This is a genomic window from Sphaerotilus hippei, from assembly GCF_003201595.1.
GTDB lineage: Bacteria > Pseudomonadota > Gammaproteobacteria > Burkholderiales > Burkholderiaceae_C > Sphaerotilus > Sphaerotilus hippei.
The window spans coordinates 267163-293113 of the sequence record NZ_QJJS01000001.1 but is presented as its reverse complement, the minus strand read 5'-3'; the positions used below and the strand labels follow the sequence as shown (position 1 = coordinate 293113).

The window sequence follows — 25951 nt, the reverse complement described above, 5'->3', positions numbered from 1 at the left end:
TCGAACCCTGAACAGCCCTGACAGGAGACAAGCCATGACCACCCACACCACACGCCCGCCACTTGGCAACGACGCCACCTTGGGCGTGGCGTGCCTGGGCATCACGCACCCGCACACCTCGGGCCGGGTGCGCGCCCTGCAGCGCCTGCCCAACGCCCGCATGCTCGGCGCCGCCGACGACAGCCCGCTGCTGCAGCCCTTCTGCGACGCGCTCGGACTGACGCCGCGCAGCAAGCAGGAGATCCTCGACGACCCGGACGTGCACGTGGTCTACGTGCACTCCAAGAGCTACGCGATGGCCGACCTCACGATCGAGGCGCTCGAGGCTGGCAAGGCCGTGCTGTGCGAGAAACCGGCCGGTCGCAACTCGGCCGATGCGCGCCGCATCGTCGAGGCGGTCGAGCGCACCGGCGGCATCGTGCAGGTCGGCTACTGCTGGCGCTACTCGCCATCGGTCGACAAGATGCAGGAGGTGCTCCAGAGCGGCCGGCTCGGCAAGGTGCTGCAGGTGCGCGCCCACGGCGGCTGCTCGCACGACGAGGCCGACACCAACCACATGAAGCAGCCGGGCGACATCGGCGGGGCGATGTTCGTCATCTCCTGCCACCTGTTCGACCGCGTGATCCACCACTTCGGCATGCCGCGTTCGGTCAATGCGCGCATCACCAAGTTCCCCGGCGCGATGGGTCCGACTTCGCGTGAGGACGCGGCCGGCGCGGTGCTGAACTACGACGACAAGATCGTCGTCGTCGACTTCTTCTCGTGGGACTCGTTGCCCTGGCTGGAGGCCTGGGACATCACCGCCTACGGCACGGCCGGGATGATGAGTTCACGCCCGTCACCGTCTAGCTACAAGATCTTCGACAACGGCACGGTCGATGGCCACCGCGAAGGCTGGACCGAGTGGAGCGAGACCGGCTTCCCGATCAACTGGGCCTCGAAGAAGACCGTCTATTCACCCGAGCTCGCCGAGATCGGCAACCCGGTCTTCTTCGACCGTGAGCTGAGCCATTTCAACAAGTCGGTGCGCGAAGGCGCGCCGGTGGTCATCCCCGCGACGCAGGCGCTCAACATCAGCACGCTGATCGAGGCCCTGTTCGCTTCTTCTGCACAAGCAGGTTCCGAGGTTTTCCTGTGAGCAACAAACAAGTTGAGCTGCTGGCCGCGTACTGGACGTTGGCCGGCGATGTATACCCCGGTGCACCCACCGAGGTCAGCCCCTACAGCCTGGAAGATCGCGCCGCTGCTGCATCCAAGGTCGGCTACACCGGCATGGGCCTGGTGCACGCCGATCTGATGGCCAACCGCGACCGCCTGGGCTGGGCCGGCGTGCGCCAGGTGCTGGCCGACAACGGCATCCGCCACATCGACGTCGAGTTCCTGGGCGACTGGTTCTGCGATGCGGCCGACCCGCGCCGCCAGGCCTCCGACCAGATGCGGCACGAACTGTTCGAAGCGGCGGCCGAACTCGGTGCGCGCAACTTCAAGGTCTCGCCGGAGCTGTTCTCCGAGCAGGCGCCCGACATCGCGCACCTGCGCGACGAGTTCGCGCTGCTGTGCGAGCAGGGCCGCGAGGTCGGTACCAACATCATCATGGAGATGATGCCGTTCACCAACGTGAACACCATCGACACCGCGATGGCCATCATCGCCGGCGCCGACCAGCCCAACGGCGGCATCCTGCTCGACATCTGGCACGTGGCGCGCGGCGGCATGTCCTACGACGAGATCGCCAAGATCCCGGCGCGTTTCCTCAAGGGCGTGGAGCTCGACGACGCCGACCCGCAGGTCGTCGGCACGCTGTTCGAGGACACCCGCTTCAGCCGCCGTCTGTGCGGCGAGGGCTGCTTCAACGTGCCGGCCTTCATCGACGCGGTGCTGGCCGCCGGCTTCGATGCGCCCTACTACGGCGTCGAGATCATCTCGAAGAGCTTCCGACTGCAGCCGCTGGACGTGATGGCGCGCAGTTCCTTTGATACGGCGATGCGCCAGTTCGCGCACCGCACGGCCTGACACCCCACCAGGAGACATCCATGATTCGAGTCGCTGTTCTGGGCGCCGGCCGCATTGGCCAGATCCACGCCGCCAACGTCGCCGCCAACCCGCTGGCCCAGCTGGTCGCCGTGGTCGATCCGATCGACGCCTCGGCCCGCAAGCTGGCCGACAAGCTCGGCTGCGAGGCCTCCACCGATGCCGAAGCCACCATCGCCCGCGCCGACGTCGACGCGGTCGTCATCGGCACGCCGTCGGACACGCACGCCTACCTGATGCTGCTGGCCGCCCGCGCCGGCAAGGCCGTGCTGTGCGAGAAGCCGGTCGACAACGACCTGGCCAAGGCCGATGCCGCCGTGGCCGAACTCAAGGCGCTGGGTGCCAAGGTCATGATGGCCTTCAACCGCCGCTTCGACCCCAGCAACATCGAGCTGCGCCGCGCCATCGACGCCGGTGACATCGGCGAGGTGCGCCAGGTCATCATCTCCAGCCGCGACCCCGGCCTGCCGCCGCGCGACTACGTGGCGCACTCGGGCGGCATCTTCCGCGACATGGCCATCCACGACTTCGACATGGCGCGCTTCCTGTTGGGCGAGGAGCCGGTCGAGGTCTACGCCAAGGCCAGCCGCGTCGTCGATCCGGCGCTGATGGAAGAGTTCGACGACTACGACACCCTGATGGTCATCATGCAGACCGCGTCGGGCAAGCAGTGCCACATCAACTGCTGCCGCGAAGCGAGCTACGGCTATGACCAGCGCTTCGAGATCCTCGGCGCCAAGGGCATGCTGATGAACGACAACCTGCGGCCCAGCACGGTGCGCCGCTACAACGCCCAGGAAACCGAAGCGCTGCCGCCGCTGCTGAACTTCTTCCTGCAGCGCTACACGGACGCCTACCGCAATGAGCTCGACGCCTTCCTGAAGGCACTCGACGCCGGCACCGCCATGCCCACCAGCCCGTGGGACGGCCGCCAGGCCCTGCGCCTGGCCGAAGCCGCGATCGAGTCGGTCAAGACCGGTCGCGCCGTGGTCGTCTAAGCCGCCACGCGCCCACTGTCCCGACAAAACCCCGGGGGCCGGCCCGGGGTTCAGGTCGACTCGTGCCTGCTCCGTCCAAGTGCGCACTCAATACCTCTGGAGACAAACATGAAACACCGCATCCTCGGCACCGTCGCCGCATCGATCCTGGCCAGCGCAGCCACCTCGGCCATGGCCGAAGACAAGGTCTTTTTCCTGCTGCCGAACTCGACCACCATCCGCTTCGAGAGCCGCGACGCCCCCTTCTTCATCGACGCGCTGAAGAAGAAGGCCCCGCAGGCCAAGGTCATCGTGCAGAACGCCCAGGGCGATCCGTCGCGCCAGCAGCGTCTGGTGGAAGACGCCATCTCGCAGGGCGCCAAGGTCATCGTCTACACGTCGGCCGACGCCAACCTGTCGGCGGGCAGCCTCGCGGCAGCGGCCACGGCCAAGGTCCCGGTCGTGCTGTACGACCACGATGCCGTCGGTGGCAAGGCCGACGCCCACGTCGTCTTCGATTCGCTGTCGGTCGGCCAGGCCCAGGGCAAGCGTGCGGCCGAGCTGATCAACAAGATCAGCAAGCCGGTCGTCAAGGTGGCACGCATCAAGGGCAACCAGGGCGAATACGGCACGGGCCAGTACGAAGCCGGCCAGAACGAGTTCCTCAAGCCGCTGATCGCTTCGGGCAAGGTCAAGGTGGTCTGCGAGCAGTACACCGAGAACTGGGATCCGGTGAAGGCACAGTCCTTCGCCGAAGACTGCCTGACCCGCAACAAGGGCGACGTCGACGTCTTCCTCGGCATGAATGACGGCACCACGGGTGGCTCGGTGGCCGCGCTGATCAGCCAGGGCTACAAGCCCGGCCAGAAGCTGGTGACGGGCGGCCAGGACGCCACCGTCGAAGCGCTGCGCTACATCGCCATGGGCTGGCAGGACAACTCGGTGCTGAAGGACCTGAAGGTCGAGGCCACCTACGCGGCCGACGTGGTCGCCTCGCTGCTCGCCGGCAAGGGCGTGCCCAAGAACCTGGTCAACGGCAAGGTGAACAACAAGTTCATGGACGTGCCGGCGGTCTTCCTGCCGGTCAGCAACATCACCGCCGCCAACCTGTCGGACGTGGTGAAGGCCGGCGTGTGGACCTGGCCGCAGATCTGCCAGGGCATCCAGAACACGCCGGTCTGCCAGGCCAACAAGTAAGACCTGGGCGTACAGCCCAAGGGGCGGCAGTCTCGCCGCCCCCATTTATTCCGAGAGGTCCATCATGACTGAGAAGATTGCAGACTCCGCCGGCGCCGGCTCTGCCAAAGGCAGCAAGGGCACGCCGCTCATTTCAATGCGGAACATCACCAAGTCGTTCGGCTCCGTCAGGGCGCTGCGTGGCGCATCGGTCGAGGTTCACGCGGGCGAGGTGGTCGCGCTGGTCGGCGACAACGGCGCGGGCAAGTCGACTTTCGTCAAGGTCATGGCGGGCGTGCACGGCTTCGATACGGGCGACTACGAGATCGACGGCAAGCCCGCCAGGATCAACAGCCCGTCGGATGCGACCGGCTACGGCATCCAGACCGTCTACCAGGACCTGTCGCTGTGCAACAACCTGGATGCGGTGCAGAACCTGTTCCTGGGGCGTGAGCTGACCGGCTCCGGCTGGTTCGGCCGGCGCATCAAGCGCGCCGAATGCGAAGTCCGGGCGCGCGAGGTGATGACCCGCATGCGCCTGGGCAACCTCTCGCTGAGCCGCCCGGTGGGTGCGATGTCGGGCGGGCAGCGGCAGAACATCGCCATCGCCCGCTCGATCCTGTGGACGCCCAAGCTGCTGATCCTCGACGAGCCGACCGCCGCGCTGAGCCACTCGGCCGCCGAACAGGTGTCCCGGCTGATCCGCACGCTGGCCGACGAGGGTCTGGGCATCGTGGTGGTCAGCCACGACATCCACCACTTCGTCGTCAAGTCCACCGACCGCATCGAAGTCATGCGCCTGGGCGCCAACACGGCCAGCTTCAAGTCCCGCGAAGTCACGGGTGAGCAGGTCGTGAACGCCATGGTCGGTGGCAACGAGAGCGTCAATCTGGCGGGCTGAGGCTCGTGCAATCCAAGGAGAAAACAATGGCACAAGTCCTGTCCGCCCCGATCGATTCGGGCACATTCCCGCCGCCGACCAAGCGCCGCTCATTCGGCGAACTCCTGGCCTCCGACCTGCGCGCATTGCCCGTGGTCATCGGTCTCGTCGCGCTGTGGATCTTCTTCGCGATCCAGAGCGACGTCTTCCTGTCACCGCAGAACCTGTCCAACCTGCTGCTGCAGAGCACGGTGGTCGGCATCATGGCCCTGGGCCTGATGTTCGTGCTGCTGGTCAAGGAAATCGACCTGTCGGTGGCCGCGATCAACGGTGTCACCGCCGTGCTGATGGCCAAGCTGATCGTCGAGTTCGGTTTCTCGCCGTGGACGGCGGTGGCCTCGGCCGTCGCGGCCGGCGCCGTGATCGGCTGCCTGTCGGCGCGCTGGATGACCTATGTCGGCGTGCCGTCCTTCGTCGTCACGCTGGGCCTGGGCCTGGCGCTCAATGGCGCCCAGCTGCTGCTGCTTCCGCCCACGGCCCGCTACGGCCTGATGGGCTCGGGCATCGAGCAGATCGCGCAGACCCGCATCGAGGGCGCCTGGGCCTGGGCCCTGCTGGTCGCCGGGCTGCTGATCTACGTCGGCATCACCGTCTCGAACGCCTGGCGGCGCCAGCGCGTCGGCCTGCCGGTGTCGATGCTGTCGGGACTGGCGGCGCCTCTGCTGGGCGCAACCGTGCTGAGCGTGAGCGTCGTCGCCGTGCTCAACGCGCACCAGGGCGTGCCGCTGCTGGTGCTGATCTTCGCGGCGATGCTGGGCCTGGGTGGCTACGTGCTCAAGGAGACCCAGTTCGGCCTCTACCTTTACGCGGTCGGCAACAACGACGAAGCGGCCCGCCGCACCGGCGTCAACGTCGGCCGGATCAAGATGGCCGCCTTCGGGATTGCCGGTGCGGTGGCGGCGATCGCCGGTGTGCTGGCCGCCTCACGCACCCTGGGCGTGGGCGTGTTCTCGGGCGGGGGCATCGGCGGCGGCACGCTGCTGCTGGAGTCGATCGCGGCAGCCGTGATCGGTGGCGTCAGCCTGTTCGGTGGCCGCGGCTCGGTGCATGCGGCGCTGCTGGGGGCGCTGGTCATCGGCACGGTCCAGAACGGCCTGAACCTGATGGGCGTGGAAAACGAGATCCGCCTGATCGTGACCGGCATGCTGCTGGTGCTGGCGGTGTCGATCGACAAGCTGATCGAGAAGGCCACGGGTCAACAAGCGTTCTGACGGCCAGCCGGCGGGACACGCGGCACCGCCACCCCTTTGCACTCCTTTACGCAACCAAGCCCCGTCCATCCGCACTAACCCTCATGTGTTTCGAAGTCTGAAAGGAATTCACATGAACAACCGTCGATTTCTGCCGGCGCTGCTGGCTCTGGCGATCGTGGGGGGCGTGGCGGCTCCGGTGTGGGCCGACAGCGCTCAGGATGCACAGGTTCAGCAGGCGATCCAGGCCGCCATCGTGAAGACGGACATCCACCATCCGGCCGACATCACCGTGCAGGTCCGGGAGGGCGAGGTGCGGTTGGGCGGCTGGGCCGACGACGAGGCCCAGCGCTTCCGGGCGGTCCAGGCGGCGCGCCACGTGGACGGCGTGACGAACGTCGAGTTCAACCGCGTGCGACTGTGGTCGAGCCGCAGCCTGCCGTGAGGCGGAGCGGACCCGTCAGAAGCACTCCTGCTCGAGCCGGTCCAGATCGGCCAGGGCCGGCTGGTCGGACCCGGCCTCGAACAGGTCGCGGATCGGGTTGACCAGGCTGTGCAGCAGCAGCAGGTCGTCGCGCCGGGCGCCGGAGGTCAGGCTGCGCTGGCGGGCGAGGTAGTCGAGCAGCCGGTGCTGCGGATCGCGGCGGCGGTAGCGCTCCAGGTGATCGAGCACGCGGCGCACGTTGCCGTCGTAGTCGATGCCTTTGAAGCTGACGTAGCGGTCCACCGCGGCGTTCGAGGTCAGGCTGCTCATGGGGGCACTCCAGAGGGTTGGGTCTGGGGCCGAGCTTAGGCGGGGGGCGCGGGCCGCGTCTGTCGGCTGGACGACATCGCGAGCTGGCCCTGCGCCTCGAGCTGAGGCAGGTCCAGCACGTGCAGCGTGCGGCGGCCCTGGCGCCGCAGCAGGCCGCGGCGCTCCAGGTCGGCAAAGGCGGCGGACACGGTCTGGCGCGAGGCGCCGATCATCAGCGCCAGGTCGGTCAGCGTGAACGGCAGCGAGGTCACCCAGTGGCCGGAGGCCTCGACGTGGCGCCCCTGCTCGCGCACCCACAGCGCCAGCAGGCGGGCCAGCCGCTCGTGCACCTCGCGGAACACCAGGTTCTCGACCAGCTCGATGGTGCGGGCCAGCAGGCGGCCCAGCACCCGCATGATCGACATGACGGCCGGCGAGGCCTGCGCCAGGCGGGTGGCGAACTGCTTCGTGGGCATGGCGGCCAGCACCCCGGGCTCGGCCGCCGTGACCCAGGCCGGGGTGTGGGTGGAGAACACGTCGCCGGGCTCCAGGAACAGCAGCGTCAGCTCGCGCTGCTCGTCGCACAGGTGGACGCGCAGCCGGCCGCTGCGCACGATCAGGATCTCGTCACGCCGGCCGCCGGGGCGCGACACCACCTGCCCGCGCACCACGGGCTGCTCGCGAAATCCGTCCATCCACCCCGCGCTGTCGGGGCCGTGCGGGTCGGGCGGGGCCAGGTGTGGATGCGCAGGCGGGCGGGTGGAGGGGTGCATGAGGCCGGAGCAAGCAAATCGCGCTCCCGCCACCGGGCCGCCGCCGCCGCGTCAGTCGTCGCCGTCCACGCCCCGGGCCGAGGCCTGCTGCGCCAGCGCGATCAGCCGGCTCACGTCGGCCATCGGCGTGGCCCACGAGGTCACGAAACGCACATGGGTCATGCCCGCATCGATGCCGTCCACCGGCCACTCGTGGAACACCGCGCCCAGGGCCTGCAGCACGCCGCACAGCGCCACGGGCATCAGCGCGAAGACCTCGTTGGCCTGGGTCGGCTGCGCGATGCGCACCCCCGGCACCAGCGCCAGCCCGCGCGACAGCGCCTGCGCCAGCGCGTTGGCCTGCCGGGCGTTGTCCAGCCACAGCCCGTCGTGCAGGTAGGCCAGCAGCTGCGCGGACAGGTAGCGCCCCTTGGACAGCAGCTGTCCGGCCCGCTTGCGGCGGAACAGGAAGTCCTCGGCCAGCGCGGGATCGAAGAAGACGACGGCCTCCAGGATCATGCCGCCGTTCTTGGTGCCGCCGAAGGACAGCGCGTCGACGCCGGCCTTCCAGGTCATCTCGGCCGGCGTGCAGCCCAGCGACACCAGCGCGTTGGCGAAGCGCGCGCCGTCCATGTGCAGCCGCATGCCGTGGGCACGGGCCGTGGCGCCGAGGGCGCTGATCTCGTCGACCGTGTAGACGGTGCCCAGCTCGGTGGCCTGCGTGATCGACACGACGCTGGGGCGGGCGCCGTGCTCGCCATGCACGAAGTGGCGCAGCCGGCGCTCGATGGCCTGCGGGGTGATGCGGTTGCCCTCGCCGGGCAGCGTCAGCAGCTTGGCGCCACCGGTGAACAGCTCCGGTCCGTTGCACTCGTCGGTCTGGATGTGCGCGCCCTCGTGGCAGAAGATGCCGCCGAAGGGCGGGCTCATGGCCGACAGCGCGAGGCTGTTGGCCATCGAGCCGTTGAGCACCAGGAAGGCCCGCACCGGCGTCTCGAAGACCCGCGACAGCGCCGCCTCGCAGGCCTGCGCCCCGTCGTCGTGGCCGTAGGGCACGTCGGTCAGGGGCTGGTTGGCCGCCACGACGGCCTCGAGGATGCGGGGATGGACGCCGTAGACGTTGTCGGATGCGAAGTTCAAGGGAGGCTCCTGGAGAGGGGACCGAGTCTGCCGCATCGGGTCATGACCCCGCCACCCGCACGTCGCCGGGCGTGCGGAGATACTGGCCCCCCGCCCACCCTCACCCGCCCGGGACAGGAGCCCGCCCCATGAAGATCGATCTCGTCTCCGACGTCGTGTGCCCCTGGTGCGCCATCGGCCTGGCCTCGCTGCAGGAGGCGCTGCGGCGCCTGGGCGACGGCGTGCCGGTGGCGCTGCACGTGCAGCCCTTCGAGCTCAACCCGCAGATGGGGCCCGAGGGCGAGGACCTCGTCGAGCACCTGTCGCGCAAGTACGGCATCTCGCCGGCGCAGATCGAACAGGGGCGGCAGGACATCGCGGCCCGCGGCGCGGCGCTGGGCTTCACCTTCGGGCCCCGCTCGCGCATCTGGAACACCTTCGACGCCCACCGGCTGCTGCACTGGGCCGGGCTGGAAGGCCGGCAGCCCGCGCTCAAGACGGCGCTGCTGCAGAGCTACCACGGCCGCGGCGAGAACGTGAGCGATCCGGACGTGCTGGTGCGCGTGGCCGGCAGCGTCGGGCTGGACGAGGCCCGGGCGCGCGCGCTGCTGGCCAGCGACGAGTTCGCCGACGCGGTGCGGGCCAACGAGCGCCGCTGGCAGCAGGCCGGCATCAGCAGCGTGCCGGCGGTGATCGTCGACGGGCGCTACCTGATCAGCGGCGGCCAGCCCCCGGAGGTGTTCGAGCAGGTGCTGCGGCAGGTGCTGGCCGAGGCATGAGCGACACTCCATCCGACGCTCCCGCCCTCTTCCGTGCGGACCGCCTCGGCCTGTCCCTGGCCGGGCAGACCGTGCTGAGCGACCTGAGCTTTGCCATCCTGCCGGGCCTGACGCTGGTGCGCGGCGGCGACGGACGGGGCAAGACCTCGCTGCTGCGGCTGATCGCGGGCACGCTCCAGCCGTCGACCGGCGCGCTGCACCGGCCGGCCGGCACGGTCTTCTTCGAGACCCCGTCGGACCCGGCCCACGACCCGCTCGTCGCCCGGGACTGGCTGCAGGCGCTGCGCGCCCGGGCGCCACGCTGGCGCGCCGGCGTGCTCACGCCGCTGGTCGAGGCCTTCGGGCTGGCCGAGCACCTCGACAAGCCGATGCACATGCTGTCGACCGGCAGCCGGCGCAAGGTCGGGCTGGTGGCCGCGGCCGCCAGCGGCGCGGCACTGACGCTGCTCGACATGCCCTACGCGGCGCTGGACGCACGCTCCTGCCGGGTGCTGACGCAGCTGCTGGCCGAGGCCGCGGACGGCCGGGACGCGGCCTGGGTGATCGCCGACCACACCCTGCCCGCCGGCCTGGCCGAGGTGGCCTGGGCGGGCGTGGTGGACCTGGGCGACTGAGCCCGGGCCGACCGCCCCGCTACAGTGCGCGCCATGGCATATGAACTCCACCACTGGCCGACCCTGCAGGGTCATGGCGAATTCGTGCGACTGGCGCTGGAAGCCGCCGGGGCTCCGTACATCGATGTCGCGCGTGGCAGCGAGCTGTCCGGACAGGGCGTGCCGGCCATGATGCGCCTGCTGCAGGACCGCAAGGCGGTGCTGCCGCCCTTCGCCCCGCCCTTCCTGAAGGACGGCGACCTGGTGATCGGGCAGAGCGCGGCCATCCTGCATCACCTGGCGCCGCAGCTCAAGCTGGTGGCGCGCAGCGAGCAGTCACGCGTGTGGACCCAGCAGATCCAGCTGACCATCGCCGACGTGGCGGCCGAGGCGCACGACACCCACCACCCGGGCGGCGACCACCTGTCCCGGGAGGAGCACCCGCCCGAAGCGCTGCGCCGCGCGCAGGCGTTCTGCAGCGAGCGCCTGCCGCGTTACCTGAAGTGGTTCGAGCACATCGTGACGCACAACCCGGCCGGCTCGCGCCACCTGGTGGCCGGCAAGCTGAGCTACGCCGACCTGTCGCTGTTCCAGCTGATCGAGGGCCTGAAGTACACCTTCCCGAAGGCCACGGCCAGCGTGCTGGCCCGCACGCCGGCCATCGTGCAGCTGCACGACCGGGTGGCGACCCTGCCGCGGGTGGCCGCCTACCTGCGCAGCGAGCGGCGCCTGCCGTTCAGCGAGCAGGGCGCCTTCCGCTGCCATCCGGAGCTGGACGTGCAGTGAGCGGCGCGGCGCTTCAGCGCGAGCCCGCCTGCGCGCCCAGCCTGAAGCGCCCGACGACCCCGGACAGCATCGAGGCCTGATCCTTCAGGCTCTCCGCCGCCGCGGCCGACTGCTCGACCAGCGCGGCGTTCTGCTGCGTCATGCGGTCCAGCTCGGTGACCGAGCTGTTGACCGAGCCGATGCCCTGGCTCTGCTCGGTGGCCGCCGAGGTGATCTCGCCGATGATGTCCGTCACCCTTTGCACCGAGCGCACGATGTCGTCCATCGTCTGGCCGGCGTTGGCGACGAGCCGGGAGCCGTCCTCGACCCGCTCCACCGACGAGCCGATCAGGCTCTTGATCTCCCGGGCCGCGTCGGCGCTGCGCTGCGCCAGGCTGCGCACCTCGGAGGCCACGACCGCGAAGCCGCGGCCCTGCTCGCCCGCGCGCGCGGCCTCGACCGCCGCGTTCAGCGCCAGGATGTTGGTCTGGAAGGCGATGCCGTCGATCACGCCGATGATGTCGGCGATCTTGCGCGAGCTGTCCGTGATCTCGTCCATCGTGCGCACGACCTGAGACACCACGTCGCCGCCGCGGCGGGCCACCTCGGCGGCCGACACGGCCAGCTGGTTGGCCTGCAGGGCCGAGTCGGCCGAATGCCGGACCGTCGCGGTGAGCTGCTCCATCGAGGAGGCCGCCATCTGCAGGCTCGACGCCGTCTGCTCGGTGCGGGCCGACAGGTCCTGGTTGCCCGAGGCGATCTCGACGCTGGCCGTGCCGATGCTGTCGCTCGAGGCCCGGACCTGGCTGACCAGGTCCCGCAGGTTCGAGCACATCGTGTCCAGCGAACGCATCAGGCGGGCCATCTCGTCGCGCCCCTCCGAGCGGATGGACGGCGAGAGGTGGCCCTGCGCGACCTCGTCGGCCAGCTGCGTGGCCGCCTGGATCGGCAGCGTGATGGAGCGGGTCAGGCGCCAGGCGAACACGGTGCCGAACAGCAGCGCGGCCGCGCCCAGCATCAGCAGGATCAGGCGGGCCTGGGCCGCGTCCTCCTTCATGGTGCGGGCCGCCGCATCGATCTGGTCCTGCTGGTGCTTCTTCAGCGCCTGCATGCTGGCGACGTAGACCTGCGACTTGGGCACGAAGGCGGTCTCGTACAGGCGCAGGGCCTCTTCGCCCTGTCCGTCCCGCTTGGCGGCCATCATCGCGTCGCGCGCGCCGATGTAGTCCTTGCGCTTCTCGGCGACGTCGGCCAGCTGCCGCCCCTCGCCCGGCGACATCGGCAGCGCGTTCAGGGCCTTCGTGATCTCGTTGCCGCGCAGGGTGTTGGCCTTGACGTCGGGCGCGAACAGGGCCTCGAGGCCGGGGTCGGAACTCCTGGCGATGGCCTTGCCACGCAGCACGCCGACCACGACGTTGCGGAACCACTCGTCGGTCAGGCGTTCCTTGCTCAGCGAGGTCTCCAGCGTGAACTGCATCGCCGTCGACAGGCCGTGCAGCCGCCACACCCCCACGGCCATCATCAGCGCCAGCAGCACCAGGATCACGGCAAACCCACCGCCGAGGCGGGTACCGATGCGCAAGTCGTTCAGTTTCATCACGGGCTCCATTCAACCGACCCGCACGGGGCGGATCGAACCGGCCAGTGTGCGGGTCGTCGCCGACCGCTGGTACGGCCATGACCACGTGTTTTCCGGTGCAGTTCAGCACCCGCCCCGCGGGTCTTGTCCCATGTCAATGCCGGCGGCCCCGGCATGCCCGCGGCCGGGCCCGGCAGGACTACAGTGGGTGCCCCACTCCACCGGAGAGCCTCATGAAAATCAGCTTCATCGGCGCGGCGCAGGAAGTCACCGGATCGTGTTTCCTGGTGGAGACGGACGGGCTGCGCTTCCTGGTCGACTGCGGCATGTTCCAGGGCGGGCGCGAGGCGCGGACGCGCAACCTCGAGGCCTGGCGCTTCGATCCCCGCGGCATCGACTTCGTGCTGCTCACCCATGCCCACATCGACCACAGCGGGCTGCTGCCGCGGCTGTGCGCGCTGGGGTTCAAGGGGCCGATCCACACCACCCACGCGACGGCCGACCTGCTGTCGGTGATGCTGCTCGACAGCGCCTTCATCCAGGAGTCGGAGTGGGCCCGCGCGCAGCGCCAGCGGGACCACGGGCCGCGGCGCCAGGTCGAGCCGCCGCTCTACACGGTGGCGCAGGCCCAGGCCAGCCTGGCGCAGCTGCGGGGCGTCGCCTGCGACGAGATGCTGCAGCCGCACGCGCAGGTGCGCTGCCGCCTGCGTGACGCCGGCCACATCCTGGGCTCGGCGATCATCGAGGTGTGGGTCACCGAGCATGGCACGACCCGCAAGCTGGTGTTCTCGGGCGACCTGGGCCAGCCGGGACGGCCGATCGTGCGCGACCCGACGCCGATCGCCGAGGCCGACGTGCTGCTGGTGGAGTCGACCTACGGCAACCGGCTGCACCGGCCGCTGGCCGAGACGGTCGACGAGCTGGTCTTCGTCATCGAGGACACGCTGCGGCGGCGACAGGGCAACATCATCATCCCGGCGTTCGCGCTCGGGCGCACGCAGGAGCTGCTGTGCCTGCTGGCCGACCTGCGCCGCCAGGGCCGGCTGCCGCACCTGCAGGTCTTCGTCGACTCGCCGATGGCCGACAAGGTCACCGAGATCACCTGGAAGCACCCCGAGCTGTTCGACGAGCAGACCCGCTCGCTGCTGTCGCAGCGCCAGCAGCACCCGGAGTGGCTGGACCTGCATTTCACCCGCAGCGTCGAGGAGTCGATGGCGCTCAACCAGATCCGGGCGGGCGCGATCATCATCTCGGCCAGCGGCATGTGCGAGGCGGGACGCATCAAGCACCACCTGCGCCACCACCTCGGCCGCGCCGAATGCGCGATCGTGATCATCGGCTACCAGGCCGAGGGCACGCTGGGGCGGCGGCTGGTGGACGGCCACCGCCAGGTGCGCATCTTCGGCGACGAGATCACGGTGCGCGCGAAGATCCACACGCTGGGCGGCCTGTCGGCCCACGCCGACCAGGCCGCGCTGATGGCCTGGCTGCGCGGCTTCACCTCGGCCCCGGCACGGACCTTCGTCGTGCACGGCGAAGCCCGGACCGCCTGCGACTTCGCCGACCGCATCGCCGACGAGCTGGGCTGGAGCGTCGAGGCGCCGGCGCCGGGCAGCCGGATCGACCTGTGAACCCGAGGCCACGAGCCCCCGCGATCCTGCGGCGCACGCTGCGGGGGCTGCTCGCCGGCGCCGCGGCGTGCGCCGGCCTGCTCGCCGGGCAGGCCGCCCCCGCCGCCGACCCGCGCTGGTTCGACGCCGATCGCCCCAATGCACAGGCGCTGCAGGCGGTCGAGCTGCTCGGCGCGGCGGCCGACCAGGGCCTGGAGCCGGCGGACTACCAGGTCGACACGCTGCGCCGGGCCGTGGCGCAGGCCGTGCCCGACGAGGCCGCCGCCACGGCACTGGCGCAGGCGCTGGACTGGGCGATGGTGCGCTACCTGTCCGATCTGCACGGCGGCCGCGTCGATCCGAAGCGGATCCACCACGACTTCACGCCGCCCCGGCGCGGCGAGTTCGACGCGCCGGCCCGCCTGCAGGCCGCGCTGGCCGCCCGGCGCCTGCCCGAGGCGGTGCGGGAGGCGGCCCCGCCGCTGCCGCTGTACGAAGCGCTGCGCAGCGAGCTGGCCCGCTACCGCACGCTGGCGCCCGACCCGGCCTGGCAGCAGGCGCTGCCCGGCCTGCCCGGCGCCCGGGCCGGCCGCGGCGGCAAGCTGACGCCGGGCATGGCCTATGCCGGCACGGCGCTGCTGACGCAGCGGCTGAGCCTGCTGGGGGATCTGCCCGGATCGGCGCTGCCCGGGGCCGGGGCGACCGGACGCCTCGACCCGGCACTGGTCGAGGCGGTGCAGTCGTTCCAGCAGCGCCACGGCCTGACGGCCGATGGCGTGATCGGGGCGGCCACGCTGGCGCAGCTGCAGTTCACGCCGGCGGCCCGGGTGCGCCAGATCGAGCTGTCGCTGGAGCGGCTGCGCTGGACGCCGCTGACCCAGGCCGCCCGCATGGTCGTGGTCAACATCCCCGAGTTCGTGCTGCGGGCCTACGAGGTGCACGACGGGCGCATCGAGGTGCGGCACGAGATGAAGGTGGTGGTCGGCAAGGCGCTGGACACCCGCACGCCGCTGTTCGACGAGGACATGCGCTTCATCGAGTTCAGCCCGTACTGGAACGTGCCGCCGTCGATCGCACGCGCCGAGCTGGTGCCGCGGCTGCGGCGCGAGCCGGGCCACTGGGGCCGCGAGGGCTTCGAGTTCGTCGCCGCCGACGGCAGCGTGCACACGGCGCTGTCGGCCGCGGGGCTCGACGCCGTGCTGGCCGGCCAGTCGCGCATCCGCCAGCGGCCGGGGCCGCGCAACGCGCTGGGCGACATCAAGTTCGTCTTCCCGAACCAGGACCACATCTACCTGCACCACACGCCCTCGACCGGGCTGTTCACGCGTGACCGGCGCGACTTCAGCCACGGCTGCATCCGGGTCGAGCAGCCGGTGGCGCTGGCCACCTTCGTGCTGGCGCACCAGCCCGGCTGGACCGAAGCCCGCATCCGGGAGGCGATGGAGCGCGGCGAGTCGAGGACGCTGCGGCTGGACGAGCCGCTGCCGGTGCTGATCGCCTACGGAACCGCGCTCGTCAAGCACGGTCGCATCCACTTCTTCGACGACCTCTACGGGCTGGACCGGCTGCTCGACGCCGCGCTGCGGCGCCCGCGCCCGCCCGCCCCCTGACGGAGCCCGCATGACCGACACCCGCACCGGCAGCCGCCGCCGCTTCCTGCACCACACCGCCCGCCTGGCCACGCTGGGCGCGCTGCCGACGCTGGCCGCGCACGCCCGCGCGTCGATCCCCGAGGCCCGCAGCCTGGTGATGGCGCACACCCACACGCACGAGCGGATCGACCTGGTCTACGCCAGCGGCGAGCGTTACCTGCCCGAGGCGCTGGGCACGCTGAACCGTTTCCTGCGCGACCACTACAGCGGCGAGGTCGGCCGCATCGACCCGACGGTGTTCGACCTGATGCACCGCGTCCAGCAGGTGCTGGGCCACGCGGGCACGTTCCAGATCATCTCGGCCTACCGCTCGCCGGCCACGAACGAGCAGCTGCGCGGCAGCCGCGGCGGCGGGGTCGCCCGGCACAGCCTGCACATGGACGGCCGGGCCATCGACGTGCGCCTGCCCGGCGTGCCGCTGGCCGAGCTGCGGGAGGCGGCGCTGTCGCTGAAGGCGGGGGGCGTGGGCTACTACCCGCGCGAGGCCTTCGTGCACCTCGACACCGGACGGGTGCGCTCCTGGTGAAGCGCGCCGGCCCGGCCGGCCTCAGGAACGCCGCACCGGGTGTGGCGGGGGCAGGACCTCGGCGGCCGCGGCGCGCAGCTTGTCCTTCTTGCTCATCCGGGTGCCCTTGACCCCACCGACCGCCTGCTCGGGCGTGGCGGTCTCGACCGGCTCGAAGCCGGGGATCCGCTCACGCGGCACGCGCTGGTGCTGGCGCTTCTCGATCAGGCGGAAATGCGCCTCGGTGGAGGCGCTGATGAAGCTGACCGCCAGGCCCGGCGAGCCCGCCCGGCCGGTGCGGCCGATGCGGTGCGTGTAGTCGTCGGTCGAGCGCGGCAGGTCGTAGTTGACCACCACCGGCAGCGCCGCGATGTCGATGCCTCGGGCGGCGACGTCGGTGGCCACCAGCACCTGGACACGCCGCTGCTTGAAGGCCTTGAGCACCTCGGTGCGGGCGCCCTGGCTCAGCTCGCCATGCAGCGAGCCGGCGGCCAGGCCGGCGCGGCCGAGCTTCTCGGCGACCAGCTCGGTGGCGTAGCGGGTGGCCACGAACACCAGCACCTGGTCCCAGGCCGGATCGGCCAGCAGGTGGCGCAGCAGCATGGTGCGCCGCGCCGCGTCGACCTCGATGGCGCGCTGCGTGATGGCCGGGGTGTCCTCGCCACCGGCGGGCGGCTCGATGCGCACCGGGTCGCGCAGCAGGCCGGCGGCCAGGGCCTGCACGGCCTCGGAGAAGGTGGCGGAGAAGAACAGGTTCTGGCGCCGCTCGGGCAGCAGCGCCAGCACGCGGGCGAGCTCGTCGGCGAAACCCAGGTCGAGCAGGCGATCGGCCTCGTCGAGCACCAGGGTGCGGATCGAGTCCAGCCGCAGCGCGTTGTGCTCGACCAGGTCGAGCAGGCGCCCGGGCGTGGCCACGACGATCTCGGTGCCCCCGCGCAGGCCCATCATCTGCGGATTGATCGACACCCCGCCGAACAGCACCGCCACCCGCGGCGGCTCGGGCATCGCGCCGGCCAGGTCGCGCAGCACCTCGCCGACCTGGACCGCGAGCTCGCGGGTCGGCACCAGCACCAGCGCCTGCGGCCGGCGCGGCCACTCGAAGCGGATGTCCTTGAGCCCCTGGAGCAGCGGCAGCGCGAACGCCACCGTCTTGCCCGAGCCGGTCCGGGCCGCCCCCTGCACATCGTCGCCCCGCAGGGCGGCGGGGATGGCGGCCGCCTGGATGGGCGTGGGCGCCGAGAAGCCGAGTTCGCGCACGGCGCGGCACAGCGCAGGGGTCAGGCCGAGGGAGGCGAAGGTCATGGGGCGTCAGGAAAAATTGGGGGGCGGGAGGATGGATTGTGACGAGTTCGGCGGACGGCGCGGCAGCACGCGCGCAGTACCATCGTTCAAGGCGTCACCCTGAGGACGCGATCGTCGAAATCCGCACCCATGTCCACGTCCCAGATCGTCCAGTTCGACGCGGCCGCCAACCGCATCTTCGTGTTCGACGCCGTCTGCACGGAGCCCGCGGCACAGGCGCTGGCCGAACGCCGCAAGCTCGGCGCCTTCGGCCTGCTGGCGCGGTGGAACCCGCTGCACCGCCCCAAGGAGGACACGGTGGAGCTGGTCCGGCAGGAGCTGCGGCTCGAGCCCTTCTGGCACCTGAGCGCGCAGCGCAGCGTCGACTACCACCGCCAGGTGCACTACCCGGTGCCGGTGCACAACCCGGACGCCCGCGAGGTGTCGCTGCTCGACACGCGCCGCGAGGTGACGCGCCACGGCGACCGCGGCCGCCTGGACCTGTCGGTGGTCGAGCACTGCCAGCGCCGGCTCACCTTCGAGACCTTCGTCGACGGCCTGCAGCGCGAGATCCGGCCCACGCTGCTGGAGCACTACCTCGCCCGCTACCCGCACACCGAGGTCGACACGCTGGACCGCCCGGAGCTGGTGCGGCTGCTGGTGCCGCAGGCCGCGGCGCGCCAGCGGGCCAGCGACCAGCTCAATGCCGAGGCGATCGATGCGGACGAGATCGAGCTCGACATCCTGACCTTCGAGCGGCTGCACCTGTTCGTGCGGCCGGTCTACGCCTTCGAGTTCCTCTGGTCGACCACGGAGCGCACCGGCGTGATCGAGGTCGACGGCCTGACCGGCGAGGCGCACGAGAACGGCCACTGGTTCCGCGACAAGATGAACCAGGTGCTGACCCGCGACATGCTGGTCGACCTGGGGGCCGAGCTCTCCGGCACGCTGCGCCCCGAGCGGGCGGCCCCGCCGCTGACGCTGGTCGACCGGCTCAGCCCCTGAGGTGGCGCCGGCGCGCCATTGCGTGTCGCCTGCGGCCAAGCGCCACGCGGGCGGCATGGCAGAGTCGGCCATGCACTGGCTCCAACTCCTGCTGGCCATCCTGTTCGAGACCGCCGCCACCAGCGCGCTGAAGGCCAGCGACGGCTTCACGCGGCCGGGCCCCTCGCTGCTGAGCGCCGCCGGTTACGCCTGCTCCTTCTACCTGCTGGCGCAGGCACTGCGGGTCGTGCCGGTCGGCGTGGCCTACGCGATCTGGTCGGGCGCTGGCGTGGTGCTGATCTCGGTGGTCGCCGCCGTGCTGTTCCGCCAGCGCCTGGACCTGCCGGCGATGCTGGGCATCGGCCTGATCGTCGCCGGCGTGGTGGTGATCAACCTGTCGTCGTCGGCATCGGGGCACTGAGCACCGGCGGCGGCCCGAGCCGGATCCGCACGCCGAAGCCGGCGGGCGTCTCGAGCAGGTGCAGCGCGCCGCCATGCGTGCGCGCCACCAGATCGGCCAGCATCAGGCCCAGGCCGCTGAGCGTGGCGTAGTCCTGCGCATCGAGCGCGGCCTGCAGGCGCAGCCGCTCGGCCGGCTCGATGCCGCGGCCGTCGTCGTGCAGCTCGATCAGCGTGTCCTCGCCCTGCCCGCGGGTGCACACGATCACCTGCGTGGCGCCATGGCGCTGGGCGTTGTCGAGCAGGTTCAGCAAGGCGGCGGCGAGCAGGTCGGGGTCGGCCTGCAGCGGCCCCGTCTGGCGGGCCTGCAGGTCCAGGCCCTCGAACGGCAGGTGCACCAGCAGCTCGTCGAGCTGCAGCGCCTCCCAGCGCGGCTCGGCGCCACTGCGGAACAGGGTCAGCAGCGCGCTGACCACCCGGCGCAGCCGGCCGACCGCCTCGCGCGAGCGCACCAGGCGGGGCCGCAGCTCGGGCGGACACTCGCGCAGCGCCACCGCCAGCTGCGCGTCCATGCCGGCCAGCGGGGTGCGCAGCGCATGGGCGGCGTGGGCGGTGAAGGCCCGCTCGTTGGCCACCCGGCGCGCCAGCCGCTCCCCGAGGTCGGTGATGGCGCGCTGCATCGGGGCCAGCTCGGTGCGCGAGGCCGGCGGCAGCACGGCACCGGGCTGCAGCGGATCGAAGCGGCTCACCGCCGCGGACAGTTCGGCCAGCGGCAGCAGCTCGCGCCGCAGGCGCACCCGCAGCCACTGCGCGCACAGCAGCCCGACCCCCAGCGCGGCGACGATGGCATAGAGCGCGGAGTCGGCCCGGACCTCCGCACGCTCGGTCATCTCCTGCGCCACGTAGAGCATCAGGCCGCGGCCCTCGCCCGCCGCACCGAACGCGACGCCGTAGACCCGCCACTGATCACCGGCGTCACCCAGGCCGGTGACCGCCCCGGAGCGCAGCGCCCGGTCAGGTGCCCGGTGCGAGCGCAGCAGCACCGTGCCGTCGGCGTCGACCAGCTGCCAGACCAGGTGTTCTTCATGCGGGGCGGCCGCCATCGCCCCGCCGGGCAGCCGCCCCAGCGGCAGCTGGCGGGCATTCAGCTCGAGCACGCCGTGGATGATCTCGGCCGACTCCTGCAGGCTGTTGTCCATCAGCTCGTCGACCTCGTGGCGCACCACCAGCGCCACCGCCAGCGTCACCGCCAGGCACCAGAGGATGGAGATCAGGCCCAGCGCACGCGCCAGGCGGGCCCGGATCGACGGCAGCATCGTCATGTGCCGATGCGGTAGCCCAGGCCGCGCACGGTCTCGATCAGCTCGCGGCCGAGCTTGCGGCGCAGGCTGCTGACGTGCACCTCCAGCGTGTTGCTGACGTGCTCGGACTGGAAGCCGTGCACCAGCGACTCCAGGTCGCTCTTGGCGACGATGCGCCCGCTGCGCAGCAGCAGCGCCTCGAGCAGCGTCCATTCCCGCGCGGTGAGGTCGACGGCCCGGCCGTCGTGCCAGACGGCCTTGGCCGTCAGGTCGACCTCGACCGGGCCGATGCGGCGCCGGTGTCCGGCCAGCCCCGACCAGCGGCGCCCGAGCGCCCGCACCCGCGCGGCCAGCTCCTCGGGGTCGAAGGGCTTGACGAGGTAGTCGTCGGCGCCGCTGTCCAGGCCCTGGATGCGGTCGCGGATCAGGTCCCGCGCGGTCAGCACGACGATGGGGGTCACGTTGCCGTGGCGACGCAGGCTGGCGATCCAGTCCAGCCCCGAGCCGTCGGGCAGCTGCCAGTCCACCAGCAGCGTGTCGTACGGCTCGGCACCGAGCGTGCGGACCTGGGCCAGGCGGGTGAACCAGTCGACCAGATGGCCTTCGCTGCGCAGGAAGGCGGCCAGGCCTTCGCCCAGCGTCGTGTCGTCCTCGAGCAGCAGCAGTCTCATCGTGTCGTCCGGTCCTTGACGCCGGTGATCATGGCACGCACCAGGTTCACCCCCTCGAGGCGGCCCATGACGAGGGCCGCCGCCGCGTGCAGGCCCGCCAGCGCGATCAGCGTCGAGGCGAGCAGCTCGTGCAGCTCCTGGAGCCATTCTTCGCCCCAGAAGCGGTCGGTGGTCTGCAGGAACCCGCTCAACCCCAGCGCCAGCACCACGGCGATCAGCGCCAGCATCATCAGCGCGCCCAGCGGGTTGTGGCCGACGTGCACCTCGTGCTCACCCGCCAGCAGCTGGCGCACATGGCGGATCAGCCGGGCCGGCGTGGGGAAAAAATCGCGGAAACGGGCATGGCGGCTGCCGATGAACCCCCAGACGATGCGGGCCGCCACCAGCGCGCTGGCGGTGTAGCCGAGCCACTGGTGCACGGCCTCGCCGTCGTCGATGACGAAGTAGTTCAGCACCACGCAGGTCACCAGGCTCCAGTGGAACACCCGGACGAAGCGGTCCCAGACCCGGACCGGACCGGCAGGCAGAGTGGAGTTCATCGGTCGTGCCCCTCAGGCGTTCACTTCGTTTCCAGCACGGCGGCGGTGGCCGGGTCGAAATAGATCTCGACCTTCTTGCCGGCCTTGTCGAAGCCGTAGATCTCGTAGCACTTGCCCTTGCTGACCTTGAAGGTCTTGATCTGGTAGCCCTGGCCTTCGAGGCGGGTCTTGAAGTCGGCTTCTTTCATCCACTGGCCTTCGGGCACGTTGCAGGCGGGGCCGGCGAAGGCGGTGGAGGCCAGCAGGGTCAGGGCGGCGGCGGCGAACAGCTTCTTCATGGTGGATCCTTGGTGATCGGGGTGGAGTTCAGAGGTGCCGGCTCGTGCGGCCGACCAATGCATTGGAGCCCCGGCGCCTGAAGACCAGCTGAAGGCGTACGCGGAATCCTCCCCCGGACCGCTCGGCAATCAATCTTCACACTGAAGGGCTTCAGGTCCGCGGAAAAACCGCCGAAACGTCATGCATTGCGCTGATCCAGCGTCCCGAGGAGTCCCCATGCCCGCATCGTCCGTCCGCTCCACCCTGACCCTGACCGCCGCGGCGGTCGCCCTGCTGCTGGCCGGCTGCGGAGGCGGCGGCGAGGACAGCGCCGCCGCGGAGGACACCAGCACCATCGCGGCGGCCGAAGCCGACGGGGTCGAGGCCCTGCCGGTCTTCCACATGGCCCCGGTGCTGCCCGACGAGCCGTCGGACATCGATGCCGACGGCAGCAGCCAGTCGGCCGGCACGGCCCCGCAGACGCTGCAGGTGCCCGCCACCCAGGCCGCGCTGTCGACCGCCCGGCTGCTGCCCGACCAGCTGCGCGCACGCGCCGCCGCCGCCAGCGACCAGGCCGGCACGCTGGCCACCAGCACCACCGCCACCGTCTACACGCCGGCACAGATCCGGGCCGCCTACGGCTACCCCACGCTGGCGGCCACCGGCACGACCCTGAGCGCGGACCAGGCCGCCAGCTTCGGCTCGGCGCAGACGATCTACATCGTCAACGCCTACCACCACCCGAACGTGGCCAAGGACCTGGCGGTCTTCAACCAGAAGTTCGGCCTGCCCACCTGCACGACCACCACGCTGAGCGCCTCGACCCGGCTGCCGCTGGCGACACCGGCGTCCGGCTCCGGCTGCGCGCTGACGATCGCCTACGCCAGCACGAAGGCCGGCCTGGCGTCGAGCGCGCCCAAGTACAACGCCGGCTGGGCCAGCGAGATCGCGCTCGACGTGCAATGGGCCCACGCGGTCGCCCCGATGGCGCGCATCGTGCTGATCGAGGCCGTCGACGCCTCGGTCAACAGCCTGCTGAGCGCGATCCAGCTGGCCGCGAAGATGGGCCCGGGGGTGGTGTCGATGAGCTTCGGCGCCAGCGAAGGCACGTGGACCAGCCAGGTCGACGGCGTCTTCAAGGCCAGCGGCCTGTCCTACGTCGCGGCCTCGGGCGACAACGGCACGCAGATGAACTGGCCAGCCGTCTCCGGCTCGGTGCTGTCGGTGGGCGGCACCACGCTGAGCTACGCCAGCGGCAGCGCCCGCAGCGAGACCACTTGGTCGGGCAGCGGCGGCGGCACCAGCGCCTACGTGGCCATGCCGAGCTACCAGGGCGCCGTCAGCGTGCCCGGCAAGAACGGCAGCAGCCCGAAGCGCGCCGGGCCGGACGTCGCCTCGAACGCCGACCCCTACAGCGGCCACTACGTCTACCTGACCGCCTCGGGCGCGACCACCGGCACCTGGTACGTCTTCGGTGGCACCAGCGCCGGCGCGCCACAGTGGGCCGCCGGCCTGGCGATCGCCAACGCCCGGCGCGCCCGCGCCGGCAAGGCCGTGCTGGGCCAGCCGCACCCGGCGCTCTACCAGGGCATCGCCGCGGTGTCGGCGACCTATGCCGCCGCGCTGCTCGACATCACCACCGGCAGCAACGGCAGCTGCACCACCTGCTCGGCGGTGACCGGCTACGACCTCGCGACCGGGCTGGGCAGCCCCAACGCCGGCTCGCTGCTGACGGCGCTCCAGGCGTACTGAAGCCCGGCAGGCCCTCGGACGGGAGGTTTCACAGGAACATCCCGCCCGAGGCCTCCACCCGCTGGGCGTTGATCCAGCGGGCCCCGTCCGACAGCAGCAGCACGACCGCGTCGCCGATGTCGTCGGGCATGCCGACCCGGCCCAGCGCGGTCTGCGAGGCCACGAAACCGTTGAGCCCGGCGTCATCACGCACCCGGCCCCCACCGAAGTCGGTCTCGATCGCCCCCGGGGCGATCACGTTGACCGTGATGCCCCGCGCGCCCAGCTCCTTGGCCTGGTAACGCGTCAGCACCTCGATCCCGCCCTTCATCGCCGCGTAGGCGGCATACCCGGGCAGCGCAAAACGGGTCAGGCCGGTGGAGACGTTCAGGATCCGCCCGCCGTCGGCGATCCAAGGCAGCAGCGCCTGGGTCAGGAAGAACGGGCCCTTGAGCTGGATGGCCATCAGCTCGTCGAACTGGGCCTCGCTGGTCTGCGCAAACGGCGCGTGCAGGCCGATGCCGGCGTTGTTGACCAGGAAGTCGAAACGCTCGCGCTGCCAGTGCACGGCCAGGGCCTCGCGCACCGCCGCGGCAAAGGGGGCAAAACTGCGACTGTCGGCCACGTCCAGCGGCAGGGCCAGTGCGCGGGCGCCCAGGCGCCCGACCTCGGCGACCACCTCGGCCGCCTCCGCTTCGCGGCTGCGGTAGGTGAAGAGGCTGTGCACGCCTTGCGCGGCGAGCTTGAGCACCATGTCGCGCCCCAGGCCCCGGCTCCCGCCGGTGATGATCGCGATCTGGTGAGGGGGGTTGTGGTCGTGTTGGCGGCTCATGTCGAACTCCATCGGGTGCATCGGATATCGGCGGCCGGCGGCGCGTCGAGTGAGTCCACTGTATTGAGATGATTCGACGAGATAAATCATCCTCATCGGCATAGACTGTTCAACAGCAACGAACAATCCACTGCACGCCATGAACCAGCTCGAAGCCATGCAGATCTATGTGCAGGTGGCCGAACTGGCCAGCTTCACGCAGGCCGCCACCCGCCTGGGCCTGCCCAGGGCCAGCGTGTCGGGTGCGGTGCAATGGCTGGAAGCGCATTTCGGCACCCGCCTGCTGCACCGCACCACCCGCCGGGTGCGGATGACGCAGGACGGCCAGGTCTGCCTCGAGCGCTGCCAGGATCTGCTCGCCGACCTCGATGACCTGCAGACCCTGTTCCACACCGGCCCCGCGGCGCTGTCCGGCCGGCTGCGGGTGGACATGTCTCTGGGCATCGCGCGCCACATCGTGCTGCCGCGCCTGCCCGAGTTCCTCGACGCCCACCCGGGCCTGCACCTCGAGATCAGCAGCACCGACCGGCGTGTCGACCCGGTCCGGGAAGGCTTCGACTGCGTGCTGCGGGTGGGCGTGCTGGCCGATTCCAGCCTGATCGCCCGCCCGCTCGGCCTGCATCGCCAGATCAACCTCGCCAGCCCCGCCTACCTGGCACGCCACGGCACGCCGCGCACGCTCGATGATCTGGCCCGTCACCGGCTCGTGCACTACCTGCCGACGCTGGGCGCACGCCCGGTCGGTTTCGAGCATGTCGAGATCGACACCGGCGAGCAACGCTGCCTGCCGATGCCGGGCCCCGTCACGGTCAACAACTCCGAGGCCTACATCAGCGCCTGCCTGGCCGGGCTGGGGCTGATCCAGGTCCCGGCCCTCGGCGTGCAGGCGCTGGTCGATGCCGGCCAGCTGGTCGAGGTGCTGCCGCGGCATCAGGCCGCGCCCCTGCCCGTCTCCCTGCTGCACGCCCACCGCCGCCATCTGCCGCGGCGGGTGCAGGTGTTCATGGCCTGGGTGGCGCAGGTGATGGCGCCTCACCTGACGCCGCACAAGGCCTCGCCGGATGCGGATGACAGGCGGGCCGGATGAGCCGATGATGGTCCGGGACCCGTCCACGGGCCCACCCGGCAAGGAGACTGCATGCAAGTCCTGTTGAACACCGATCCCCACACCGATGGCAGCCACCTGATGGCCGAACACCTGGAGGCCGTCGTGAAGGACACGCTCGGCCGCTTCGGCGAACGCATCACCCGGGTGGAGGCCCACCTGTCGGACGCCCACGGCACGGCCAAGGCCCAGCCCGACGAGATCCACTGCGTGCTGGAGGCCCGGCTGGTCGGCCGCGATCCCGTCGTCGTGAAGGACCACGCCGGCAACGCCCACCAGGCGATCAACGGGGCCGTCGGCAAGCTGCTGCGGGCCGTGGCGCACACGCTGGACAAGCAGCACGATCCCCGGCGGGTCGGCGCGCCGGACTCCGCGCAGCAGCCCCCGATCGATCCGTCCCGCTGAACCCGGCCCCCGAGGGAGTCCGCCCGGCACCGGCCATCGGGCCG

At 71.1% G+C, this 25951-nt stretch carries 28 protein-coding genes; 18 read left to right on the top strand and 10 right to left on the bottom strand.

Annotation, left to right across the window (positions count from 1 at the left end; all coding sequences use genetic code 11):
* Positions 1-34 precede the first annotated feature (34 nt).
* From C7444_RS01425 to C7444_RS01395, 7 genes are all read left to right on the top strand, one after another.
* Positions 35-1138 carry a Gfo/Idh/MocA family protein gene (locus tag C7444_RS01425; RefSeq protein ID WP_110399027.1) on the top strand — a complete coding sequence of 368 codons (1104 nt, stop codon included), beginning with the start codon at positions 35-37 and terminating at the stop codon, positions 1136-1138.
* A complete protein-coding gene (locus C7444_RS01420) occupies positions 1135-2013 on the top strand; it encodes a sugar phosphate isomerase/epimerase family protein (protein WP_110399026.1) in 879 nt (292 codons plus the stop codon). Before C7444_RS01425 ends, C7444_RS01420 begins: the two co-directional genes overlap by 4 nt.
* Before the next feature lie 20 nt (positions 2014-2033).
* Positions 2034-3029 (top strand): inositol 2-dehydrogenase, encoded by a 996-nt coding sequence (gene iolG, locus C7444_RS01415; RefSeq protein WP_110399025.1) that lies wholly within the window; start codon positions 2034-2036, stop codon positions 3027-3029.
* 108 nt (positions 3030-3137) lie between these two features.
* Positions 3138-4205 (top strand): ABC transporter substrate-binding protein, encoded by a 1068-nt coding sequence (locus C7444_RS01410; RefSeq protein ID WP_110399024.1) that lies wholly within the window; start codon positions 3138-3140, stop codon positions 4203-4205.
* Between the two features lie 136 nt (positions 4206-4341).
* Positions 4342-5085 carry an ATP-binding cassette domain-containing protein gene (locus C7444_RS01405; RefSeq protein ID WP_245909351.1) on the top strand — a complete coding sequence of 248 codons (744 nt, stop codon included), beginning with the start codon at positions 4342-4344 and terminating at the stop codon, positions 5083-5085.
* Positions 5086-5111: 26 nt separating this feature from the next.
* Complete coding sequence (locus tag C7444_RS01400; RefSeq protein ID WP_110399022.1) at positions 5112-6335, top strand: sugar ABC transporter permease; 1224 nt, start codon at positions 5112-5114, stop codon at positions 6333-6335.
* A gap of 112 nt (positions 6336-6447) precedes the next feature.
* Positions 6448-6759, top strand: coding sequence for a BON domain-containing protein (locus tag C7444_RS01395; protein WP_110399021.1), 312 nt, complete (start codon positions 6448-6450; stop codon positions 6757-6759).
* A gap of 15 nt (positions 6760-6774) precedes the next feature.
* Here C7444_RS01395 and cowN read toward each other — a convergent pair whose 3' ends face one another.
* From cowN to C7444_RS01380, 3 genes are all read right to left on the bottom strand, one after another.
* Complete coding sequence (gene cowN, locus C7444_RS01390; protein ID WP_110399020.1) at positions 6775-7068, bottom strand: N(2)-fixation sustaining protein CowN; 294 nt, start codon at positions 7066-7068, stop codon at positions 6775-6777.
* 35 nt (positions 7069-7103) lie between these two features.
* Positions 7104-7742, bottom strand: a complete 639-nt coding sequence (locus C7444_RS01385) for a Crp/Fnr family transcriptional regulator (RefSeq protein ID WP_170130587.1) — start codon at positions 7740-7742, stop codon at positions 7104-7106.
* Between the two features lie 129 nt (positions 7743-7871).
* Positions 7872-8939 carry a threonine aldolase family protein gene (locus C7444_RS01380; protein ID WP_310732616.1) on the bottom strand — a complete coding sequence of 356 codons (1068 nt, stop codon included), beginning with the start codon at positions 8937-8939 and terminating at the stop codon, positions 7872-7874.
* A 128-nt stretch (positions 8940-9067) separates the two neighbouring features.
* Between C7444_RS01380 and C7444_RS01375 the strand changes: the two genes are divergently transcribed.
* From C7444_RS01375 to C7444_RS01365, 3 genes are read left to right on the top strand one after another with little or no spacing between them, the layout of a single operon-like run.
* On the top strand, positions 9068-9697 hold the full coding sequence (locus C7444_RS01375; RefSeq protein WP_110399017.1) for a DsbA family oxidoreductase: 630 nt from the start codon (positions 9068-9070) through the stop codon (positions 9695-9697).
* Positions 9694-10311 (top strand): ABC transporter ATP-binding protein, encoded by a 618-nt coding sequence (locus C7444_RS01370; protein ID WP_110399016.1) that lies wholly within the window; start codon positions 9694-9696, stop codon positions 10309-10311. The genes C7444_RS01375 and C7444_RS01370 overlap by 4 nt, the downstream gene beginning before the upstream one ends.
* A 33-nt stretch (positions 10312-10344) precedes the next feature.
* Positions 10345-11076, top strand: a complete 732-nt coding sequence (locus C7444_RS01365; RefSeq protein ID WP_110399015.1) for a glutathione S-transferase — start codon at positions 10345-10347, stop codon at positions 11074-11076.
* 13 nt (positions 11077-11089) lie between these two features.
* Here the strand turns inward: C7444_RS01365 and C7444_RS01360 are convergent, their stop codons facing one another.
* Entirely contained in the window at positions 11090-12652 is a 1563-nt protein-coding gene (locus tag C7444_RS01360; protein ID WP_110399014.1) for a methyl-accepting chemotaxis protein, read from the bottom strand.
* A gap of 215 nt (positions 12653-12867) precedes the next feature.
* Between C7444_RS01360 and C7444_RS01355 the strand changes: the two genes are divergently transcribed.
* From C7444_RS01355 to mepK, 3 genes are read left to right on the top strand one after another with little or no spacing between them, the layout of a single operon-like run.
* The gene (locus C7444_RS01355; RefSeq protein WP_110399013.1) at positions 12868-14265 is read left to right on the top strand and encodes an MBL fold metallo-hydrolase RNA specificity domain-containing protein; all 1398 of its coding nucleotides are present in this window, start codon (positions 12868-12870) and stop codon (positions 14263-14265) included.
* The gene (locus C7444_RS01350) at positions 14262-15854 is read left to right on the top strand and encodes a L,D-transpeptidase family protein (RefSeq protein WP_245909350.1); all 1593 of its coding nucleotides are present in this window, start codon (positions 14262-14264) and stop codon (positions 15852-15854) included. Before C7444_RS01355 ends, C7444_RS01350 begins: the two co-directional genes overlap by 4 nt.
* Positions 15855-15864: 10 nt before the next feature.
* Complete coding sequence (mepK, locus tag C7444_RS01345) at positions 15865-16422, top strand: peptidoglycan L,D-endopeptidase MepK (protein ID WP_110399012.1); 558 nt, start codon at positions 15865-15867, stop codon at positions 16420-16422.
* Positions 16423-16443: 21 nt separating this feature from the next.
* Here the strand turns inward: mepK and C7444_RS01340 are convergent, their stop codons facing one another.
* Positions 16444-17703, bottom strand: coding sequence for a DEAD/DEAH box helicase (locus C7444_RS01340; protein ID WP_110399011.1), 1260 nt, complete (start codon positions 17701-17703; stop codon positions 16444-16446).
* Positions 17704-17832: 129 nt separating this feature from the next.
* Between C7444_RS01340 and C7444_RS01335 the strand changes: the two genes are divergently transcribed.
* Together C7444_RS01335 and C7444_RS01330 are read left to right on the top strand one after the other, a co-directional pair.
* Positions 17833-18687 carry a hypothetical protein gene (locus C7444_RS01335; protein ID WP_110399010.1) on the top strand — a complete coding sequence of 285 codons (855 nt, stop codon included), beginning with the start codon at positions 17833-17835 and terminating at the stop codon, positions 18685-18687.
* A 70-nt stretch (positions 18688-18757) separates the two neighbouring features.
* A complete protein-coding gene (locus C7444_RS01330) occupies positions 18758-19087 on the top strand; it encodes a DMT family transporter (protein ID WP_110399157.1) in 330 nt (109 codons plus the stop codon).
* On the opposite strand, the gene C7444_RS01325 is transcribed toward C7444_RS01330, so the two are convergent.
* From C7444_RS01325 to C7444_RS01310, 4 genes are read right to left on the bottom strand one after another with little or no spacing between them, the layout of a single operon-like run.
* Positions 19056-20387: a sensor histidine kinase gene (locus tag C7444_RS01325; RefSeq protein WP_110399009.1), complete on the bottom strand. Its 1332-nt coding sequence runs from the start codon at positions 20385-20387 to the stop codon at positions 19056-19058. The two genes, C7444_RS01330 and C7444_RS01325, sit on opposite strands and share 32 nt — an antisense overlap.
* On the bottom strand, positions 20384-21037 hold the full coding sequence (locus C7444_RS01320) for a response regulator transcription factor (RefSeq protein WP_110399008.1): 654 nt from the start codon (positions 21035-21037) through the stop codon (positions 20384-20386). Before C7444_RS01320 ends, C7444_RS01325 begins: the two co-directional genes overlap by 4 nt.
* Positions 21034-21576 carry a cytochrome b/b6 domain-containing protein gene (locus C7444_RS01315; protein WP_110399007.1) on the bottom strand — a complete coding sequence of 181 codons (543 nt, stop codon included), beginning with the start codon at positions 21574-21576 and terminating at the stop codon, positions 21034-21036. Before C7444_RS01315 ends, C7444_RS01320 begins: the two co-directional genes overlap by 4 nt.
* Before the next feature lie 20 nt (positions 21577-21596).
* The gene (locus C7444_RS01310; protein WP_110399006.1) at positions 21597-21854 is read right to left on the bottom strand and encodes a PepSY domain-containing protein; all 258 of its coding nucleotides are present in this window, start codon (positions 21852-21854) and stop codon (positions 21597-21599) included.
* 217 nt (positions 21855-22071) lie between these two features.
* On the opposite strand from C7444_RS01310, the gene C7444_RS01305 reads away from it, so the two are divergent.
* Complete coding sequence (locus C7444_RS01305) at positions 22072-23586, top strand: S53 family peptidase (RefSeq protein ID WP_110399005.1); 1515 nt, start codon at positions 22072-22074, stop codon at positions 23584-23586.
* Positions 23587-23614: 28 nt separating this feature from the next.
* On the opposite strand, the gene C7444_RS01300 is transcribed toward C7444_RS01305, so the two are convergent.
* Positions 23615-24397 carry an SDR family NAD(P)-dependent oxidoreductase gene (locus tag C7444_RS01300; RefSeq protein ID WP_110399156.1) on the bottom strand — a complete coding sequence of 261 codons (783 nt, stop codon included), beginning with the start codon at positions 24395-24397 and terminating at the stop codon, positions 23615-23617.
* A 139-nt stretch (positions 24398-24536) separates the two neighbouring features.
* Between C7444_RS01300 and C7444_RS01295 the strand changes: the two genes are divergently transcribed.
* Positions 24537-25484, top strand: coding sequence for a LysR family transcriptional regulator (locus C7444_RS01295; protein WP_110399004.1), 948 nt, complete (start codon positions 24537-24539; stop codon positions 25482-25484).
* Between the two features lie 51 nt (positions 25485-25535).
* Positions 25536-25907, top strand: coding sequence for an HPF/RaiA family ribosome-associated protein (locus C7444_RS01290; RefSeq protein ID WP_110399003.1), 372 nt, complete (start codon positions 25536-25538; stop codon positions 25905-25907).
* Positions 25908-25951: the final 44 nt, after the last annotated feature.